Raw genomic sequence first — 19,227 nt, forward strand, 5'->3', positions numbered from 1 at the left:
ATTAATCTCCTTGCTGGTTCGACTCATCGCCAAATACATCGAAGATATCGGGGGTCTTCCGCCTAGGTGTTGCTGGTGGTGTATCTCCCGACGGGTCCCGATCTGCAGCGTTCAGCAATGTTTCAACGCGCTTGCCATGCTTTGCAAGCTTAAGGCCTGCGTCTGAAGGGCGTGGAGTCTTGCCGTTGCGAGCAGCCCTCTTCGTAGCACTTTGGCTCTGTTCTTCATACCACTGTTGCGCGGGTCGTACTGCGCCCTCGTCAGGTTCGGACCTACCCCTCCTAAGGAGACGAAACAGCTGCCATGGAAGGGCATGCTCACTCCAAGATCCTCTAGCTGCCACCGTCCCAAGATCCTCGTAGACTCCCGCGCCCTCTGCTAATTCGACAAAGAGGTGGCCATTTCGGAAATCGCGACGAGAAATATAGGCTATGTACCTGTGATGGAAGTAGCCCTTGCTGATAGCGAGCTCTTCATTGCTATATTCCACGCCGTCTGTCTTGAAATAGGCTCGCTTTGCAGTAGATTGGTCTATCCGGGTTTTTGACTTTACCCGGCCAGCGATGCGCCCGGTGACGATATGGCTTAACAACCTGGGTTCTTCAATCGTTCTCTTCGGCAAGGTCTGTACTGAGGCTCCTTCAGTGTTTCGAAAAAAGTGAGTTAGTCGTGTTAGTGGGGTTGACCCATTATTTCTATCGGATCTCGAATGAATATTGTGATATCTAATCGATCGTCGGATTACTGATATCAGATCATCCAGTTCTATGTGATACTTGACCGCGTTCTTTTCAGCGTCCTTGCTTGCTGGGTCTCGGGGACTCGATCCGCAAGTGCTTGGCATCTTCTTAATGCCAATTTCGTCTATTGCCCCGATCACCGACTCAATAAGGCTTCTCGTCCACCAGGCTCCGTACGCGCCGTACTGCAAGAAGCAGCCAAATGTCGAAATCGCATTATTTGAGAAGTCTCGGCTGAGATTGGCAAACGCGTTGTCGATACGAAGTATCGCGAACGCTTGGTATTGAAGCTCCGGCAGGAAATGATGGATCAAATATTTGTCTTCCTCATTCACGGACGCGCCTTTTTCGAGGCACATCGGCGCTTCAAGAGCGCCCTGCAGTACTTCGATTGCGGATTCCGCACTTGCTTGTTTCTCGAGCGAACAGGTGGCACCTCGGACTGCCCCTGTTTTTTCGCATGCAAGATATCCGACATACCACCGAGGAACAGACACATAAAATGATTCATTATGGACATTCCTCACCCTAAATATTGATTTGGCATCGATCAACTGATAATCGAGTTGAACATACATCATTGGAATATATGGATTGATCAGGGGGGCGATCGAAGTCCCGACCGCCTGATTCCTCTTCTGATCATGAGTCAAAGGAGGCCATTCTTTATCGTGTAGGATAGCGTACTTTTTTGCATATTCATTTAGGGATTTTTTAGCTCTGTTTGCCGTCTTATACAGCCATAAATTGGACAGCGCTAAATTCGAACGCCTTTCCATTTCTTCCAGCTCACTCATGAACCAAGCATGGAGACTGTCAATACGCTTTCCGATTGTTGGCTCCAGCAGTTTTGGATTTAGTATTCTGGCCTCCAAGTCGGTACGCAATTGCTTGAAAGCGGGGCGCGAGAGAAGTTGACCAAATGCGCCAGAGCACCCTCCGGAACCATCTCCCTCCCAATGTTCGACTTCTTTGCCACGGGTGTACGATTTGACGCGCGCGAATTTCATCAACGCCCGGAAGCCAAATATTTTTCCCCGCGGGTCGGTCGTCATGCATCTATCGAACATCTTCGATGCTTGACCAATAGTAAAGCCACTCTCCTTCCGGATTGTCTCTGCGTCGCTTTGCTTCATATACAACTCGACCGCTTTCACTCTCATTTCATAGTCGAAAGGACGCATATTGCTGCTGATCGTGATTTCCTCCCATCTATCCATGGGAGGTATATTAGGCGAAACTGCTTTACGCGGTCTTCCACGAACTTTGACGATTGGACGATCTTGCCGCGAAGTCTCAGCTTCGACGAGTAACGGCTGCGCAACGCTTTCCTCAGGCTGCTCGTCCGGGGCGAAAATTTTTTCCAAAAGGTCGCGACTACTACTAGACGGTCGGCAAATCGCGTTATACAGCAACGGCTCATCGTCGATATCTGCGACAATTGCACCCGTTTGCAGGAGTTCGCCAATCGCTGCGAGTGCAATTGCAGAATCACTGTCGGCGGTGGCTGCTAAGCGACCAATCGACATCGCGCCGTGCTGCTCTAGCGACCTTTGTATCGCGATTCGCGCACTGATTCGGCTGATATCGCGCGCACGCGCCGCGTTTATCGCGCGAATTAGTTGAAGCCAGTTGTCCAACAAGATCTGCGAATTCTGAATCTCGCGAGTTGATATATACCGATATTTGGCACCGGCTTCTTTCGCCAGACGGGAGCAATTGATACGCTTCTCACTCGGTTGACGGACTTCCTCATCATCCTGAATGCACCACCATTCAACCTGTCCTGAGCGAAACGTAACCACGAAATCGACGCTTCGGTCGTTCGTTGACAGACCGGTTATCTTTGCGATTTCCGCGATGTCTACGATATAGGAGGCGACGGTTGGTTCGGCCTCAAGTTTTGTGATAACAAAACAGAATCGCTGCGTTCCTTCAACGTGAGCTCGGCGGCGCAACTTTGGGAAATCACCAACCCAAACGTCCGATGTGTTTGATCGGCGGCTCTTGGCTAGAGACCACGCAGAAACAGGCTGGTGGTCGAATCGAGTCTCCGCTTCGCTTTGCCAGTTCATACGCACCTCATCTTCAACGCTAATGAATTTCTGAGTGCGCGAGAGCCCGCTTGAATTTTGCTGACCGCTGCCCAAAAATCAAGTCACAGAATCGCGGGTACCTAGCAATGGGCCGTCCGCAGACAGTCTGTTGCATTCCGGTTTGTTTCTCCGCAAGTCCTCCGGCGTGATTTGATATGAAGAAAAACTGGCTTATCCAGCCAGTCTTTTTTTGTTTGTGCATGCGACCGCGATTTTTCGCAAGAACCGGTGCGCTAGTCGCATCTTGTCAGTATAGGCAATATACGAGATATTTTCACTGGCATTGCAACCAAAGGCGCACCGTAAAAATCAGTAGCTGGAAAATAGAGTGAATTTTATTGCTACGTGTTTTGTATCGATGGCACGTAGTTCGATTGAGCTCCGAGTGTATTTTCATACTTGCTGGGCGCGATCCCTCTAGTTCACTTAAGCCTATAGGAGCTTGTCGATGGAATATTGGTTTACGAATTTCTTCGTAGAACTGACTTATAAATTGACAATATAAACTTAAACACCGGCGTCTTCCCAACTCCCGGACTAGTTCTGCAATTTGCTGTCTGATCCGGCGCTCGCTCAATGCGTGCGCCGTTCGCCCACGGCCTTCATCCGCAATACGACGCTGACATTGCTGCGCATAACTGCGCTGATGAAGTCGGGCATGTGCAAATGAATGCGGACCGCACTCGATGGCCCGTTTGGCAAGCTGAGCAGCCATGTCGTGCGCACCCGTGCGGTGCAGCGCGCAGGCCTTTGGTAAGGCGCTGAGAGATTGTCTGCCCCGCTCTTCGAACTTGCCCGCGCTCGCCTGATAGAGCTGGCACCACCCTAGATCGATTAAACGCGTAGGAATGCACTGAGAGCGGTAGCGGCCTGCGGGTCACCACACGCGTGCGGTGAAGTATGGGTCGATCGATATGCGTCCGCCGAGTTCCTGTGGGTCCCGATCTTGCCTTACACGCCGCACTTCGCCCAGTTAACGGTGGTGAACGACAAATGCTGTTCGAGGCGCTGGATGCGCTGCAGCCGCATTCCGATCTGCCGCCGCTTGATCGCGGCTATTTCGGCTATATGATGGTGGCCACGTCGGCGCAGCGCGGGATCCCTTCTGCCCATGCGCCGATGCAAGCTCCTGGAAGTGCGCCGACACGTGTACGCGTAGCGGCGAGGCTGAGCGCACTATAACGCTGGCCGAGCCAATGAGCGGGACGCTGAGGACTATGAGCAGGCGCGCATGCCCGCCAACAGTGAGCCTCATCCTTGACTTCTTACGCGGCGGGAGCGTGTGTGTGCTGATGATCTTGCTGCTGAACTCCGGGCATTATCCGGCGAACGCGTTCGACGCGCGTTGTCATCGATGTTCGCGGGTTGAAGAAGCGTTCACACGCTTGAAGCACCGGTTGCGGCGTGACGTTGTGACGGGGCTGGATTATCCGGCACCGCAGCGGCATCTTGGCGGACTGCCCGCAAAAACCATAGCCGACAACCTGCACACACTGCTCGGTGAGTTTGATGTGCTGCCTCGTGATTGCCCGTCAGTCGTCCGAACCGGATTTACGCGCAGAGCGCTCAAGCGTCCATCCGCAACGCGTGCCTTCTGCGAATTGAGCGTTGCCTCGACAGGCTCGCCAATGCTCTCGACGTCATCCGCCACACACGATGCCGCAAGCGGCCCCTGCTTGCCTATTCGCGATCGGCCCAGGAAAGCGAAGCCCCATCTGAATCTCGCATACAAGGTCGCTTGACGGAATGGGGCTTAATTTGAGCGCGGTGAGGCCACCCTCGGATAGTCGAACCGATGAACGCATCGCAGACACGCAGAAAATTCGCTTTTTTTCCAACTTCTCTTCCATTAAAAAATCTGCTCGCTTTAATGCTAAATTCTCGTATCGAAGACGTGCAAATTGCCGGTGCGGGGATTATAAAAATGACCAACGTTGGAAGTAATTTGTGAAAGAAGTCCTGCCCAAGCGGGTTTCCGGCTTACTCTTTATTGACGGGTTCACGTACAGGGCCTATTCAAATGTCCGCTTTCGGGCGGCATAAGCTTACCCGGCGTCGATTCCCACGGCGCCGGGGGCTACGATGGCGGCGACGGACAGAATCACCATGACGATGCGCGAGTTGGACCGGTTCAAAGTGATTCAGTCGGTGGTCGAGGGGCTGCTCAAGCCGTGGCGTGCCGCCGAGCGGCTGTCGTTGACGACGCGTCAGGTTCGACGCCTGGCAGCACGCCTGCGCGAGCAAGGGCCGCCTGGGCTGATCTCGGGCCGCTGTGCCAAGCCGAGCAATCACCGGATCGATGCTGGGCTCGCCGTGCGCGCCGTGGCGATCATCCGTGAGCGGTACGCCGATTTCGGTCCGACGCTCGCCTGCGAGAAACTGCGTGAGTGCCACCACCTGAAGCTGGCCAAGGAGACGGTCAGGCGCTTGATGATCGACGCGGGCTTATGGACGCCGCGCCGACAACGTCCACCCAAGATCCACCAGCCGAGGAACCGGCGTTCGTGCCTGGGCGAGCTGATCCAGATCGACGGCAGCGATCACCGCTGGTTCGAGGAGCGCGCGCCGGCGTGCACGTTGCTGGTGTTTATTGATGACGCCACCAGCCGGCTGATGACGCTGCACTTCACCGCGACCGAGTCGACCTTCAGTTATTTCGAAGCGACGCGACGCTATATCGAGCAGCATGGTAAGCCCATGGCGCTCTACAGCGATAAAGCCAGCGTATTCTCGGCTAATCACAAAAGCACCGCTGACAAGGGAATAACGCAGTTCGGCCGGGCCTTGTACGAACTCAATGTCGACACCTTTTGTGCCAACAGCAGCCAGGCCAAGGGGCGCGTGGAGCGCGCCAATCTGACCTTGCAGGATCGGCTCGTGAAGGAGTTGCGGCTGCGCGGAATCGACACGCAGGAGGCCGCGAATGCTTATGCGCCCCACTTCATCGCGGACTTTAACAACCGGTTTGGCAAGGCTCCGAAGAGCGACTACAACGCTCATAGACCACTGCGCGACGACGAGGACCTGGATTCGGTTTTAACGTCTCGCGCATCGCGCTGCGTGTCGGCCACACTGACCGTGCAATACGATCGGGTGCTCTACCTGCTCGATGATTCGCCCGTGACCCGAGCGCTGATTCATCACTATCTGGACGTATACGAGTACCCGGATGGTCGCATCGAGATCGTGGCCAATGGCACTGCCCTGACCTATCGCCAGTACGATCGGCTCTCGGATGTAGACCAAGGTGCTGAGATCGATAACAAGCGCCTTGGCCACATCCTCGCGCTGTCTCGGCAGGTGCAAACAGAGCGCGACAACCGGCGTATTGGAGCCGCGCCATCACGCACGAATAGCGGCGAAGAAGTCCGGTCGAAGATGCGCAAGAGCGGCACGCGTAAGCAGCGCGAACTCAAGCAAATTGACCTGAACGCGATGATCTTGCGAACCTCTGAAATACAGGCAGCCGCGGTGGGGAAACTGCCTTCTACAGAGATAATTCTCAACCCAAAACCGGACATTTCAATTTAGCCCAGAGGCGGACATCTGTATCTGGCCTCGACACACTGATTGTAGTAGCTTTATAGAGATGTCGTGTTCTGGCCATTTAGAGATGTCGTGTTTTGTCCCCGGTATGCTTATCGGTTCCTTGCGGGATAACGGAGCCGGCTATGCATCCCACTGCACTGGTGACATTAAACATGCGCGAACTCGACCGACTCAAGGTGATCCAGGCTGTTGTTGACATAGGTCTGAAGCCCGGACGTGCTGCCGAACGGTTGGGCTTGACCGTTTGGCAGATCGAGCGACTGGTCGTCCGATACCGTGAATCGGGTGCAGCGGGACTGGTCTCGCGCAAACGTGGTCGCCGTGGTAACCGTCGGCTGGACGACGACGAGGCACAACGTGCGCTGGCGATTATCCGGGAGCGCTACGCCGACTTTGGGCCCACGCTTGCCTGCGAGAAACTGTACGAGTGCCACGGCATCCGGCTGGCCAAGGAGACGATCAGGCGGCTGATGACAGACGCTGGATTATGGATTCCACGCCGACAGCGTCCGCCGAAGATTTACCAGCCACGGGCCCGGCGCGCGTGTTTGGGCGAGTTGATTCAGATCGACGGTAGTGAGCACCCGTGGTTCGAGGATCGGGCGCCTCAGTGCACGCTGCTGGTGTATGTCGACGACGCCACGAGCCGGCTGATGCACATGCTTTTTACGGCCACCGAATCGACGTTTAGCTACTTCGAGGCGACGCGTGCGTACATCGAACGTCACGGCAAGCCGGGAGCGTTCTACAGTGACCGAGCGAGCGTATTCCGCAATACGGCCGCGGGCAAGACCGGCAACAGCGTGACGCACTTTGGCCGCGCGATGTACGAGCTGAACATCGACACAATCTGTGCAAACAGCAGCTCGGCCAAGGGACGTGTCGAGCGCGCGCACCTGACGCTGCAGGACCGGATGGTGAAGGAAATGCGCTTGCGCGGCATCAGCACGATGGCTGAGGCCAATGCCTGGGCGCCCTCGTTCATCGCAGCCTACAACGCGCGTTTCGCTAAACCTCCGAAGAGCGATTTTGATGGACACCGCCCGCTCAGGGCCGACGAGAATCTTGACCTCGTGCTCACGTGGCGTGAGCCGCGCAAGGTGACGAAGGCGCTGACGGTGCAATACGATCGGGTTCGGTATTTGATGGACGATACGCCGGAGAACCGGCGGCTTATCGATCGGTATATCGAGGTGTGGGAGTACCCGAACGGGCGCATCGAGATCCGTGCGGATGGCAAGGCGATCCCATGCCACGCGTATGACAGGCTGACTCAAGTCGATCAGGGGGCCGTTGTTGAACACAAGCATCTGGGCCACAGCCTCCAGCTATCCCAGGTGATTCAGGCACAACGTGATAACCGTCCGATTGGCAAGGCACCGTCCCGCATGCATTTGGGCGTGCCGGTCAGAGCTCAAAACAGTCCGCCGGGCAAGAAGAGACAACGCGAGTTCACGCAGGCAGACATTGAACACGTGATCATCGATCTGGCTCAGCAAAGACAGGCGGCACAACAAACTCACAAACCTGGCCGTCGGTCTGCAAGTGTCAGTGAAACAGGCATAAGCGCCCTGCCAGTTCAGGCCGGACTCTTCGACACTGCGTGATCTGTAACCCGAAAAGACAAACCTTTTAACCCTTGAAAACCCGACATCTGTATTTAGCTGGCACCCCGACATCTTGAAATGGCTACGACATGTAACTAGATACTTTATAAAATAATGAAGCCAAATGTACGTGAATTCGGCGTCTAGCCACCACCCGATCCTCGCGGCTGAGCGCCTCCTCGTGCGACCGTCCGTACGCCGGCTTCAGATACGGGGTAATCGTCCGATTCGTGCAATTTCTAGCGGTTTTTGGTCGGAAAGACGTTATCTATCAATGAGTTGCTTGCTTCATCGATCCGGTGTTCAACTCGGCAGCGGAGCCTTGCTGGGCGCCGCTTTGCGCGTGGTCAGCGCCATATTTGACACGAAAAGTACGAGAACCCCATGTTGTTGAGCATTTTCATGTTGGCCCCCTGGTTTTTTTGTTTGCTACTGCCCCGTGCTGGTGTTCTATTCCGGCATCGACATGACTTCCCTGGCAGCTGTCGGCGGGGCTAGCCGAATGAACGGCAGCAACGCGACGCCGATGCACCCGAGCAGCATGCCCGCCGCCACTGCGAAAAACGCGACGTGCAGCGCATGTGTCAACGCGATGCGCGCGAGATCAATGAGCGCGTGGGCATCGGCGCCGGAGCGGCTGACGAGCGACACAAAATGTGCCGTGGCATCGGCACTCATTAGGATCTGCGGATTATCGAGTTGTGCGCGCCACGCTGCCGCGCCTGGCGATGCCGCGAGACTCGCGTGGTAACTCACCCGCACCGTCGCACCGACGAGCGCCGTGCCGAGCATTCCGCCGATCATCCGCGCGGACTGGATCATCGCCGTCGCAATGCCGAGTTGCCGCTTGCCCGCGACCTGCTGCGCAAACACCGTCAAGTTCGGCATGATGAACCCGATGCCCACGCCGCCCGCCACCATCGCGAGCACGAAAGCCGGATCGTCGCTGGTAGCGCGTGTCAATGCCGCGCCTGCACACGACAGCATCAGGAGTGCGAAGCCGAGATACAGCAGGCTGTTGGGACGCTTGAGGCGCGTGACGAGCCGCGTATTGGAGATCGTGCCGACAGTTATGCAGACGACTAGCGGCGTCACCGCAAGACCTGCACGCGTGGCGCTAATGCCGTTGCCGCCTTGCAGCAGCAAGGGCACGTAGAACAGCAGCGAAAACAAGCCGATTCCCATCATCGCCGAAAGCAGCAGGAGGACCGCGAGGCCGCGTTCGCCCAGCAGCGTCGGCGGCACAATCGGATTCACGGCTCGGCGTTCCTCGCGGATCAACAGCAGCAGTCCGGTGACGACGGCGACCGCATACGCGATCGCGCGCAGATCGAATTCGCCGCCGCTCAACGCTTCGACGAGCAGTTGCAACGCGCACAACGCGACGGCAACGTAGAGCGCGCCGCGCCAGTCGAGCCGGATCTTGTCGAGATGCATATGGCGGATGTGCGGCAGATGCACCGCCGCCAGATAGAGACTCGCGACGCCAACCGGCAGGTTGACGAAGAACACCGAACGCCAGCCGTAGTGCTGACTCAGAATGCCGCCGAGCGACGGACCGATCGCATTGGCGACGCCGAACGCACTGGAAAACAGTACCTGCCAGCGCAAACGGACGACAGGATCGGGAAATAGATCCGGGATCGATGCGAATGCGGTGCCGACCAGCATGCCGCCACCGACGCCCTGTAACGCCCGGAATATGACGAGCGCCGTCATGCTGCCCGCCGCACCGCACCGCACCGCACCGCACAGCACCGACGCCACCGTGAACACGACGATCGCCGCGACCACCAGCGGCTTGCGCCCGTACCAGTCCCCGAGCCTGCCAAAGATCGGCACGGTAATCACCGAGGTCAGCAGATAGGACGTCGCGACCCACGCGTACAGATCGAAACCCTTCAGTTCAGCAACGATCGTCGGCAACGCCGTGCCGACCACGGTTTGATCGATCGCGACCATCATGACGATGCACGACAGCCCGAGCATTGACAGTAGCGACTGGCGGAAGCTGCGCACGTGCGGCTCGTCGCATTCGCTACCGGCGACGGCGGGCTGCGGCCGGTTCATCATCGAGGACGGCTTTCCGGATGCGATGCCGGGAGCGCCGTATTTAGAGCCGCATATTTAGCCCACGCGAGTCCCGCCAATGCTACGTCCTGTAAGCCGATACCCACTGCCTTGTAAAGCACGATGTCGTCGGCGTGCGTGCGTCCGGCCGCGTTGCCCGCGAGTACATCACCGAGTTCGACGGTATCAGCCCAGTCGAAAAGACCGGCTTGCGCTTGTACCAGATCGCCCGCTTCTTCGCATGCTTGCTCGCGCAGTTCCACTACGATACGCGACGCGCGTGCAATCAGCGCGTCGTCAAGTTCGCGAGTGTGCGGCAGACTCGAACCAATCGCCGCGATCAGCGTCCCCGGATTCACGATGCTGCCGTCGAACAGCGGTCCCGTCGCGCGTGTGGCGGTGACGATGACATCCGCGCCGCGCACGGCTTCGTCGCCGTCACACACTTCGGCGTGCACGTCACGATCCGAAAACTCGCGATTCAGCCGGTCCGCGAATTGCGCCATCCCCTCGATTCCGACGATGCGAAAACGACTGAGCGCGCCAGACGCGGCCAGCGCCTGCGCGTGGGCCTGTGCCTGAATCCCAGTGCCGAAGATAGTGACGTTCCTCGCGCCCGGCTTCGCGAGGGCGCGCACAGCCAGCGCCGTCGTCGCCGCTGTGCGGATGCGGGTGATCGCGTTTGCTTCGAGTGTGGCGAGCAAGCTGCCGTCATGGGTCGAAAACAGCACGATCGAAAAATTGAATTTTCCGGCAATGGTCGAGTACACCTTTGCGCCCGCGACGCCCTGCGACGGCACGACCGCGCCGAGCGTAGAGAGTTTCACGCCGCCCACTTCTGTCCGCACACGTCGCTGCACGGCCGCGTTACCGCCCGCCAGATCGCGGAAGGCCTGATCGAGAACCGGGATGGCATCAGCGAATCCGATCAGTTGCTCGATCTGGCTATCGGTCAAATGAATCATGAGAAGAAGTCCTCTGGGGCTGCCTGTGCGATTTTAAAAAGACCGTGGTCAGGCCGTGACGTGTTGAAACGTGAAGCCATCGGCGTAGAGATGATCGATACTCGCGCCATTCGCTATAAACGCATGCTTCGCGCTGCTGATCATTTCAGGCGAGCCGCACAGATAGATCGAGCACTCGGATAGATCCGGGAAATCGGCGCGAACGGCGTCCTGCACGTAACCGCGCCGTCCGTCCCAGTCATCGCTCGCGCGTGACAGCACCGGCACGTAGCGGAACTCGTAGAGCCGTTCACCCCATGCGTGAATCTCATCGTGCAGATAGAGATCCTCGCGCCGCCGCGCGCCCCAGTACAGCGACACGGGCGGGCAGTCGGGATCGTCCATCAACGCTTCAAGCATCGACTTGAGCGGCGCGAGTCCGGTACCCGTTGCCACCATCACGACCGGTCGATAGTCCTCGTGGTGATAGCGGAAGCCACCGAGCGGATATTCGATTTCGAGCGTCTCGCCGGGCTTTAGCGCGGAGATCGCGCCGTCCGTGAAAAGGCCGCCAGGAATGCGCCGCACGTGGAAATCGAGTGCCGTCGAAGCGGTCGCGGATGCCATCGAAAAGCTGCGCTTCGTGCCGTCGTTCAGGATCACGTTGACATACTGTCCGGGCCGGAATCGCGCCGGTTCGTCGGCGGGAATCATGAGGCGCAGATGTGTCACGTCTCGGTTGAACCTTTTGACATCGGCGATCTGCGCAACCATGCGAACCGGCTCCGGCACTTCCGCCGCCGTGTCCGCGTCGCCGATTACAAGATCGCTCGACGGCTTCGCCTGACACGCGAGCGCGTAACCCGCTTCGGCTTCTTCGGGTGCGAGCGCCATGGGCAGTTCGTCATAGCCGACCTGCCCTTCGAGCACGCGAACGCGGCACGTGCCGCATCCGCCCAGCCGGCAATCGTGTGGAATCCGCACGCCCGCGCGCAACGCGGCGTCGAGCAGCGTTTCGTCGGAATCCACGTTGAAGTGCGCGCCTGTTTCGCGCACGGTAATCTGGAAAGCCATGTCTGCCTCGCCGGTTTACTTCTTGATGTCGGCTTCGACCAGCACCGTGTGGCCACTCGCCGCTAGACGCTCATGGAGCACCTGCAGCGCTGCCAGCCCGCATTGCGTGTCCTGTTCGCCGTTGCCGCCGCTCAGTCCGACGCCGCCGATCACCCGGCCATCGACGACGACCGGGAAGCCACCGACGAACGCCGCAAAGCGCCCTTCGAAACTCAGCTGGATGCCAAACGCCTCGTTGCCGGGCAACGCCGGTCCGTGCGGCGGTTTCGTGAACAGGTGCGTGGAGCGCTTGTGACCGGCCGCGGTGAACGCCTTGTTCCAGGCGATCTGCGGGCCGGTGATGCGCCCTTCGTCCATGCGTTCGAGCACGATCGGGTAGCCGCCTTCATCGACGATGCACACTGATTCGGGCACGCCGATCTGCTGCGCCTTATCGAGCGCGGCACGCGCCATCTCGCGCGCTTCGGATAGTTCGAGTCGGAAAATGGTTTTCATGAGGTTCTTCGTTCGTTCGATTGAGTCGATTGATTGGACGCGCGCACGGCTCTCGTCAGATGCCGCGATACACGGTTTTGATCTGCATGAAGAATTCGAGGCCCGCGCGGCCGGATTCACGGAATGTCGATGTGCTCGAGCGCTTCAATCCACCGAACGGCGCGTTGATAACGTTGCCCGTCGTCGTGCGGTTGATCTTGACGGTGCCTGCCTCGATCTCGTCGGCGAAGCGATGCATGTAGCGCGCATTCGAGGTCACGATTGCCGCCGACAATCCATATTCGGTGTCGTTAGCTTTCGCGATGGCGTCGTCGTAATCCTTCACCGAAACGATCGCGATCACTGGCCCGAAAATTTCCTCGCGGCAGATGCGCATGTCCTGCGTGACGTCGGTGAAAACCGCCGGCGTGACGTAATAACCGTGCTCGTAAGCTGCTCCGCCCAGACGCTCGCCCCCGATCAGATGAGTGGCCTGGTGCTTGCCCGATTCGACATACATGAGCACGTTTTCCAGTTGCTGCCGCGTGGCGAGCGGGCCCATGTCCATGCCGGGCGTCAGGCCGCTGCCGATCTTCAGCGTCCGGATCTTCTCAACCAGTTTTGCGGTGTAGGCAGCGCACACCTGCTCCATCACAAGCACGCGGCTCGTGCCGGTGCAGGCTTGACCGGCGAGCGACAGACCGCCCTTGATTGTCAGATCGACGGCCTTGTCGAGATCGGCGTCGTCCAGCACGATCAACGGATTCTTGCCGCCGAGTTCCATCTGCGTGCGCGTCGTGATCGGCACCGATCGATGAATGTGCTCGCCGGCCGTGGTCGATCCCGTGAATGTGACCGCACGCACTTCAGGCGACGTGGTAATCGTCGATCCGATCGCCGACGCCTGGCCAGTAATGAAATTCAGCACACCCGATGGAATGCCGGCCTGAGCGAATGCCTCGGCAAGCCGGTAGCCGATCATCGGCGCATCCGAGGACGGCTTGAAGACGACCGTATTGCCTGCCATCAAGGCGGGCGCGATCTTGCGGGCGGGAATGGAGATGGGGAAATTCCACGGTGTGATGACCGTGACGACACCCAGCGGCTCGCGATGCGTGTAGATGGCAAGATCGGGATCGTCGCTCGGGAACGTTTCGCCGGTGAAGGTCTGTGCCTCGGTCGCGTAAAAGCGCAACACCTGCGCCGAGCGCAGGATCTCGTCGCGGCTCTGTGCGAGCGGCTTACCCTCTTCGCGCGTCAGTTCCATCGCGAATTCGTCCACATGCGCTTCGAGCCATGCGGCAGCCTTGTTGACGATCGTCGCGCGCTGGCTCACGGGCGTGCGCCGCCATGCCCCGAAGGCTTCGGATGCGGCTTGCACGGCTGCGTGCGCGTCGTCTGCATTCGAGGCCTGAAAGCGGCCCACAATGTCACGGGTGTCTGCCGGATTGATATTGACGAATGTCTGCCCGCTGACACTGGCAGACCACTCGCCCCCGATCAGATTTTTGAATTCTGTCGCCGGTTGGCTCATCACATTACCTCAGCCCTAATAAAGTCTGATGCGTGGTTCCACAGCGCACAGCCGGACGGCCGGTCGGACCATCATGGCTGACGCTGCCCTTGACTGTGCCGGGTCGTGCCCGCTGACGCTTAAGCGGCGAGACCGAGCTCCACCAGCGGCAATTCTCTTTCGACGTAGTCGTAATAGAGCGCGGTCGTATAGAGCAGGCGCATCTGCGCGCCGATTTCACAGATCTTCAGACAGCGTTGCTGCAACTCGACCGTGTTCGCCTGTTCAAGGACGATCTGATAGCCACGCTCGCCGTGGATTTCGTCGGACACAATATGGAGGTCGAAGAATTCGACTTCCTCGTCGGTAAATTGATACTTCTCGCGCAGCGTCGGTGTCTGCTTGCGGTAGATCGACGGCACCTGTGATTCGAGTCCTACCACGAGGCCAGCCACTGCAACGATCGGATCTTCACGCATCGCTACCGAATAGCACCACGCCTGCAGCCCGCGCGTAGTCGGTGACATGTTGTCGGGATTGACCACGCGTTCGCGCGTCGTGCCGCAGGCTTCGGCGAAACGGATCAACAGATCCGTATGACGGTCGCCGCCAATTTCCTCTTCGTACATGTTGGCGAGCAGGAAATCCTTTGCGTCCGTCAGGTGGTCCGGCATCCGCGCATACATGTAGGCGAGATAATCCGCGAACGGCCCAACGTAGTGATAGTGGTTCTCAGCCCAGCGCGCCAGATGTTCTCGGCTCAATTTGCCGCTTGCCCACGCAATGCTGAATGGCGCCTTGTTGGCACTCTTGCCCTTGATCGCTTCTTCGAGCGACTTGCGAAAATCGTCACGACTCATCAACTCAGCCATTTTTTGCTCCAGGTTCGGTGGAAGTGTTCTCGAGGGGCTGCTGCGACCCTCGATGTAAGCAGAATAATGCTCACATAGAATACTGTATACCGTGGTAAACGATAAGATGGTTGGAATCATCCGATGCTTCGCGTTTAATGGCATTTCTTACTGGTAATTATACCTAATCCAAGTAGCGCAGATCCGATTTCAGTATACAATGTTCCATAACCTCCATAGAATGGATTCACAAGGGCTGCCGACGTCGGCCCGTACAAAGACAGGTTTCAGATGCCCATCGTCATATTTGAGAAGAACGGTTCGACCCATCGAGACGAAGTGCCCGAGCACACAAATCTCGTTGTGCGCGCGGGAATCAAGCGCTTTCCCTATCCGCATCTGCGTTATGAGTGCGGCATGGGCAAATGCTCGAAATGCGCCTGTGTCGTCAAAAACGGAGGTGAACACCTGCCCCCGCCTAACTGGAAGGAGAAGAAGCAGCTGGGCGAGCGGCTCGAACGGGGTTATCGGCTGGTCTGCCAAGTCTGGATCGAGCACGACATTGAACTCGAACAGTTCGAGGAGAGCGCGCAATGAACGATGCGGACCATGTCGCGCTCAGCGGCGAACTCTTCGTGATCCTGTCGAGCAGGCCTGGTGAATACCACACCGAACCGCTCGGCGATCTGACGCCCGTGGATGCCTGGGACTATTTCTATTGCGGCCGGCATCTTGCCACCTTCGTGATCGCACGCGTGCATGGCTCCGCGCGCATTCGCGTGATCGACGAAACCGAGTTTCCCTACGCAGTCACGGTGATGCCGATTCGTTTTCTCGAAAAATTCCGCGATCGCGCCGCCGCAGTGAGCGCGCTGGGTGTCCTGGTGGGATCGAATCAGGCGGAAATCGAACTCAGGCAGCAGCACCCACAGCAACCATTTTGAAACGGCAGGATTCGGCATGGTCAGGATCACGTTCATCAACAAGGAACACAAGACGGTCAATGCGCCCGTGGACAGCAATCTGCTGCGCGTCTCGATCCGCGAACAGGGTGGCATTCCGTTCAAGTGCGGCGGCGGCCTTTGCGGCACCTGCAAGTGCCGGATCGAACGCGGCCTCGAGCACACCGATGCCGTCAAAGACAAAGAAAAGCGTCATCTGAGCGACGCCGACTTCGAAGCCGGCTACAGGATGGCCTGCCAGACTTTCGTCAACGGGGATGTCAGCGTCTCATGGTGATACCGCCATACTCCACACTCGAGCCGCTCGGTTCGCTGCCTGAGGCGCAACGTCGCTTGATGCTCGAAATAGGGCCGCGCTGGGGCAGCGATATCGTGGCCCATCGCAAGCTGGTGATCGACTGTTACACGCCGCTAGTGGCCGCGACGCCCAAAGATGGCATCGCCGTGCAGCGTAATATTCAGTACGGCACGCATCCGCGTCAGGTTCTCGATGTGTTCGCACCGCGCGACTTCGAGGCGAATCTTTCGGGCGCCATGCCCCGGGTGGCCGTCGTCTTTGTGCATGGCGGCGCGTTCGTGCGCGGCAACAAGAGCGTCAACGGCGAGATTTACGACAACGTGAGCTACTGGTTCGCCGCGCAGGGCTTCGTGGCGATCAACGTTGAATACCGGCTGGCCGACATTGCGCCCTACCCTGGCGGCGCCGAAGACGTACGCGACGCACTGGCGCTCGTCGCCAGCGAGGCCGAAAGCTGGGGTATCGACCGGCGCCGAATGTTTCTCGTCGGCCACTCGGCGGGCGGCGCACATGCGGCAACCTGCCTGTTCGATCCGGCGTTGTGCGCGATGCGACCGGCGCCGCCCGTCGCGGGACTGGTGCTGATCAGCGCGCGGCTTGTGGCTGACGTTCGTCCCGGCAACCCGAACGCGAATCCGGTGCGGGCCTATTTCGGCAACGACGAGCAACTGTATGAAGCCCGCTCCGCGCTGACCCACATTGCGCGTTCCAACGTGCCATTGATGATCGCGGTCGCGGAATTCGAGAATCCTTATCTCGACGAATATGGCGCGCAATGCTTTCTCAATGCGCTTCGGCTTCGCGGTGTACCGCCCCGCTTCATTCAGATGCGCGGCCACAATCACACGTCGATCGTTGCCCATTTCAATTCGGGCGAAGACTATCTCGGACGGGAAATTCTCAGATTCATTGAAGACGCCGCTTGACCCTTCCCGGCGGAATCGCCGCGGAAGAAAAACTGCCACACCGGGAAGACAAATTGTGCCGGAATGGGATGCACAGCTGAATTGATGCGGCAAGTGAATATATTATACTAACGACTATATGCCGCGTTTGTCGGCTGGATTGGCCTCACAGCCAATGCAGACGGCCCATTCACGTGTTTCTTGAGTGTCCTATGAAAATCGTCGATGCACCTATCGAGAGTGCGGAATCGCGGGGTAATCCAAGCGCGCCGCTCGGGCACCAGCAGCTCTCGCAACTCGTCACGTCCCGGCTGCGGGAAAAGATCCTGTCCGGGCAACTGGAACCAGGCCATCGTCTGGTCGAAGGTCGCATAGCCGAGGACCTTGGCGTCTCGCGCGTTCCCGTCCGCGAAGCCTTGCGCGCGCTCGGCGCCGAGGGCCTTGTCGAAATCCGGCCGCGTCTCGGCGCAGTGGTGGCGTCACTCGAAGCGTCCGCAGCGCGCGAAATGATCCAGATCCGCGCTACGCTTGAAGGGCTGAACGCCCGTTTGGCCGCGGAACATCGCACACCTGAACTCATCGCCAAGATCGAACAGGTGCTCGATGTTGGGCGCAAGCAGATCGAATCCGGTGAAGTGGACGGCCTGCAGGATCTTAATTCGCGGTTCCACGATCTCCTGTACACGGCTGGCGCAAATTCGATGCTCTCCGATCTCATGCGCTCATTGCGCGAGCGTACTCGCAGGTTGTTTTTTGCCACGACCGAAGAGGAAATCCGTCGCACATGGGACGAGCACTCGGCAATCCTGCGCGCGGTGCAATCGGGCGACGGCGCCCTGGCCGCATTGCTGGCCGAACGACATGTCATGCGGGCCGCTCAGTATTACTTGAGCAAAGTATAAGCGGGCTTGGCTCTTAAATTAAAATACTGTATACCGAAAGCAATCAATAAGGCGCCGCGAGGGGCCTTATTGATTGCGTACAAATTGTGCTGAAACTTCAGAACCTGTGCCTCATGCCTAGCGCAATCGTCGCCTGCTCATTGGTACTCGACGCGCTCAGAAACTGGCTGACCTGCGCAAACTTGGCCGAGCCGTTGGCGCGCTGCCCGGTTCCCATGAGATACACATCCGTGCGCTTCGACAAGCTGTAATCGAGAAAAAGATCGGCCTGCTCGTAGCGAGGATGCGTGTCGCCGGCATCGACCTTGCCGTCGGTGTAGACAAAGGCCGCACCTAGCAGCACTGCGGGCGTGAAGCGATACGATGCGTTCAGTTCATAATTGCGAAACGTCACGTCCTGCGTCTCGAAGCCGCCTTTGAAAGTTGACTGCGTGAAGGCGCCACCGATCTTCGCCGCTCCAAACTGGTAGCTCGCACCAGCACCGAACACATCGTAGGCGTGCGAAGCCAACGCGTAGGCGCCATCCGCGCTGTTCGCGGTGGTCCAGAATGTGCCCGTGGCGAGCGCAGACGGATGATCGACGTGCGTGTACGCCGAACCCACATACAAGCCACTCGTCTGATAGTGCGCGCCTACGCTCCACACACTGTCGAGTGCAATGGAGCCCGACTGACCACCCGGCGCGTACATCGCCGTCACCTGCGCGCCGCCAAGGACTGGCGAGGTGTACTTGACCGTGTTGTTGACGCGAAAACCACGATTGGTGTTGTCATTATCACCAGGATGCTCGAACAGCACGCTCCATTGGTCGGTCGTGATCGGCGATACGTTTTCGACCATTTCATCGTACTGGCGCCCCAGTGTGACGCTGCCGAACTGATCGCTTGCAAGTCCGACATAGGCTTGACGGCCGAACATCAGGCCACTCTGGCCGAGCGTGCCGTTTGCGATCGAAAAGCCGTTTTCGAGCACGAACACGGCATGCAGGCCGCCTCCAAGATCTTCGCTTCCCCTGAATCCCCATCGATCCCCCTGCGTAATGCCGCTCATCTGCTGATACGTCTGGCCGCCCTTCTGATTCGTCGTGAACGTCAGGCCGCCGTCGAGTACGCCGTACAGAGTCACGCTCGATTGCGCGCGTGCGGTGCTGTAGAGCGATGATGCGGCAAGCACCACGAACATCGTTCGTCCAAATGTTTTCATCCAGTTCTTCTCCGGTACTTAGGTTGTGTTAATCATCA

General features: G+C 58.3%; 17 protein-coding genes. 9 read left to right on the plus strand and 8 right to left on the minus strand.

Going from position 1 to position 19,227, the window contains the following annotated elements:
• Position 1 precedes the first annotated feature (1 nt).
• Positions 2–2,815, minus strand: coding sequence for a hypothetical protein (locus tag SBC1_RS36540; protein ID WP_165989204.1), 2,814 nt, complete (start codon positions 2,813–2,815; stop codon positions 2–4).
• A 1,014-nt stretch (positions 2,816–3,829) separates the two neighbouring features.
• Here SBC1_RS36540 and SBC1_RS40305 point away from each other — a divergent pair.
• From SBC1_RS40305 to SBC1_RS36555, 4 genes are all read left to right on the plus strand, one after another.
• Positions 3,830–4,018: a hypothetical protein gene (locus SBC1_RS40305; protein ID WP_243830331.1), complete on the plus strand. Its 189-nt coding sequence runs from the start codon at positions 3,830–3,832 to the stop codon at positions 4,016–4,018.
• Positions 4,019–4,122: 104 nt separating this feature from the next.
• Entirely contained in the window at positions 4,123–4,578 is a 456-nt protein-coding gene (locus SBC1_RS40310) for a hypothetical protein (protein WP_241202473.1), read from the plus strand.
• Positions 4,579–4,918: 340 nt separating this feature from the next.
• A complete protein-coding gene (locus SBC1_RS36550) occupies positions 4,919–6,367 on the plus strand; it encodes an ISNCY family transposase (RefSeq protein WP_241201903.1) in 1,449 nt (482 codons plus the stop codon).
• 140 nt (positions 6,368–6,507) lie between these two features.
• Positions 6,508–7,992 (plus strand): ISNCY family transposase, encoded by a 1,485-nt coding sequence (locus tag SBC1_RS36555; RefSeq protein ID WP_165107259.1) that lies wholly within the window; start codon positions 6,508–6,510, stop codon positions 7,990–7,992.
• Between the two features lie 450 nt (positions 7,993–8,442).
• Here the strand turns inward: SBC1_RS36555 and SBC1_RS36560 are convergent, their stop codons facing one another.
• The 6 genes from SBC1_RS36560 to SBC1_RS36585 all read right to left on the minus strand — a co-directional run bounded on the left by SBC1_RS36560 (position 8,443) and on the right by SBC1_RS36585 (position 14,939).
• Positions 8,443–10,062 carry an MFS transporter gene (locus SBC1_RS36560; RefSeq protein ID WP_165107494.1) on the minus strand — a complete coding sequence of 540 codons (1,620 nt, stop codon included), beginning with the start codon at positions 10,060–10,062 and terminating at the stop codon, positions 8,443–8,445.
• Complete coding sequence (locus tag SBC1_RS36565) at positions 10,062–11,027, minus strand: ornithine cyclodeaminase family protein (protein WP_165107263.1); 966 nt, start codon at positions 11,025–11,027, stop codon at positions 10,062–10,064. The genes SBC1_RS36560 and SBC1_RS36565 overlap by 1 nt, the downstream gene beginning before the upstream one ends.
• A gap of 48 nt (positions 11,028–11,075) precedes the next feature.
• Positions 11,076–12,080 (minus strand): 2Fe-2S iron-sulfur cluster-binding protein, encoded by a 1,005-nt coding sequence (locus SBC1_RS36570; protein WP_165107266.1) that lies wholly within the window; start codon positions 12,078–12,080, stop codon positions 11,076–11,078.
• Positions 12,081–12,095: 15 nt separating this feature from the next.
• Entirely contained in the window at positions 12,096–12,575 is a 480-nt protein-coding gene (locus tag SBC1_RS36575) for a heme-binding protein (protein ID WP_165107268.1), read from the minus strand.
• A gap of 55 nt (positions 12,576–12,630) precedes the next feature.
• On the minus strand, positions 12,631–14,088 hold the full coding sequence (locus SBC1_RS36580) for an aldehyde dehydrogenase family protein (RefSeq protein ID WP_165107270.1): 1,458 nt from the start codon (positions 14,086–14,088) through the stop codon (positions 12,631–12,633).
• Positions 14,089–14,207: 119 nt separating this feature from the next.
• On the minus strand, positions 14,208–14,939 hold the full coding sequence (locus SBC1_RS36585) for a TenA family transcriptional regulator (protein WP_165107272.1): 732 nt from the start codon (positions 14,937–14,939) through the stop codon (positions 14,208–14,210).
• A 270-nt stretch (positions 14,940–15,209) separates the two neighbouring features.
• Here SBC1_RS36585 and SBC1_RS36590 point away from each other — a divergent pair, with 270 nt between their 5' ends.
• The 5 genes from SBC1_RS36590 (at position 15,210) to SBC1_RS36610 (ending at position 17,985) form a co-directional block, all read left to right on the plus strand.
• Positions 15,210–15,515 carry a 2Fe-2S iron-sulfur cluster-binding protein gene (locus tag SBC1_RS36590; RefSeq protein ID WP_165107274.1) on the plus strand — a complete coding sequence of 102 codons (306 nt, stop codon included), beginning with the start codon at positions 15,210–15,212 and terminating at the stop codon, positions 15,513–15,515.
• Complete coding sequence (locus SBC1_RS36595) at positions 15,512–15,862, plus strand: hypothetical protein (protein WP_165107276.1); 351 nt, start codon at positions 15,512–15,514, stop codon at positions 15,860–15,862. The genes SBC1_RS36590 and SBC1_RS36595 overlap by 4 nt, the downstream gene beginning before the upstream one ends.
• A 16-nt stretch (positions 15,863–15,878) precedes the next feature.
• Entirely contained in the window at positions 15,879–16,157 is a 279-nt protein-coding gene (locus SBC1_RS36600; protein ID WP_165107278.1) for a 2Fe-2S iron-sulfur cluster-binding protein, read from the plus strand.
• Entirely contained in the window at positions 16,151–17,104 is a 954-nt protein-coding gene (locus tag SBC1_RS36605) for an alpha/beta hydrolase (RefSeq protein ID WP_370469754.1), read from the plus strand. Before SBC1_RS36600 ends, SBC1_RS36605 begins: the two co-directional genes overlap by 7 nt.
• 191 nt (positions 17,105–17,295) lie before the next feature.
• Positions 17,296–17,985, plus strand: a complete 690-nt coding sequence (locus tag SBC1_RS36610) for a GntR family transcriptional regulator (RefSeq protein ID WP_165107280.1) — start codon at positions 17,296–17,298, stop codon at positions 17,983–17,985.
• Positions 17,986–18,082: 97 nt separating this feature from the next.
• Here the strand turns inward: SBC1_RS36610 and SBC1_RS36615 are convergent, their stop codons facing one another.
• The gene (locus SBC1_RS36615) at positions 18,083–19,189 is read right to left on the minus strand and encodes a porin (protein WP_241202523.1); all 1,107 of its coding nucleotides are present in this window, start codon (positions 19,187–19,189) and stop codon (positions 18,083–18,085) included.
• Positions 19,190–19,227: the final 38 nt, after the last annotated feature.

It is taken from the genome of Caballeronia sp. SBC1 (assembly GCF_011493005.1).
Classification (GTDB): Bacteria; Pseudomonadota; Gammaproteobacteria; order Burkholderiales; family Burkholderiaceae; genus Caballeronia.

Bases quoted from the DNA above. Each gene is read 5' to 3' on its own strand.
- SBC1_RS36540 (WP_165989204.1), bottom strand. From the start codon at position 2,815: ATGAACTGGCAAAGCGAAGCGGAGACTCGATTCGACCACCAGCCTGTT.
- SBC1_RS36605 (WP_370469754.1), top strand. From the start codon at position 16,151: ATGGTGATACCGCCATACTCCACACTCGAGCCGCTCGGTTCGCTGCCT.
- SBC1_RS36570 (WP_165107266.1), bottom strand. From the start codon at position 12,080: ATGGCTTTCCAGATTACCGTGCGCGAAACAGGCGCGCACTTCAACGTG.
- SBC1_RS36560 (WP_165107494.1), bottom strand. From the start codon at position 10,062: ATGAACCGGCCGCAGCCCGCCGTCGCCGGTAGCGAATGCGACGAGCCG.
- SBC1_RS36590 (WP_165107274.1), top strand. From the start codon at position 15,210: ATGCCCATCGTCATATTTGAGAAGAACGGTTCGACCCATCGAGACGAA.
- SBC1_RS36615 (WP_241202523.1), bottom strand. From the start codon at position 19,189: ATGAAAACATTTGGACGAACGATGTTCGTGGTGCTTGCCGCATCATCG.
- SBC1_RS36600 (WP_165107278.1), top strand. From the start codon at position 15,879: ATGGTCAGGATCACGTTCATCAACAAGGAACACAAGACGGTCAATGCG.
- SBC1_RS36585 (WP_165107272.1), bottom strand. From the start codon at position 14,939: ATGGCTGAGTTGATGAGTCGTGACGATTTTCGCAAGTCGCTCGAAGAA.
- SBC1_RS36565 (WP_165107263.1), bottom strand. From the start codon at position 11,027: ATGATTCATTTGACCGATAGCCAGATCGAGCAACTGATCGGATTCGCT.
- SBC1_RS40305 (WP_243830331.1), top strand. From the start codon at position 3,830: ATGCTGTTCGAGGCGCTGGATGCGCTGCAGCCGCATTCCGATCTGCCG.
- SBC1_RS36550 (WP_241201903.1), top strand. From the start codon at position 4,919: ATGGCGGCGACGGACAGAATCACCATGACGATGCGCGAGTTGGACCGG.
- SBC1_RS36575 (WP_165107268.1), bottom strand. From the start codon at position 12,575: ATGAAAACCATTTTCCGACTCGAACTATCCGAAGCGCGCGAGATGGCG.
- SBC1_RS36555 (WP_165107259.1), top strand. From the start codon at position 6,508: ATGCATCCCACTGCACTGGTGACATTAAACATGCGCGAACTCGACCGA.
- SBC1_RS36580 (WP_165107270.1), bottom strand. From the start codon at position 14,088: ATGAGCCAACCGGCGACAGAATTCAAAAATCTGATCGGGGGCGAGTGG.
- SBC1_RS36595 (WP_165107276.1), top strand. From the start codon at position 15,512: ATGAACGATGCGGACCATGTCGCGCTCAGCGGCGAACTCTTCGTGATC.
- SBC1_RS36610 (WP_165107280.1), top strand. From the start codon at position 17,296: ATGAAAATCGTCGATGCACCTATCGAGAGTGCGGAATCGCGGGGTAAT.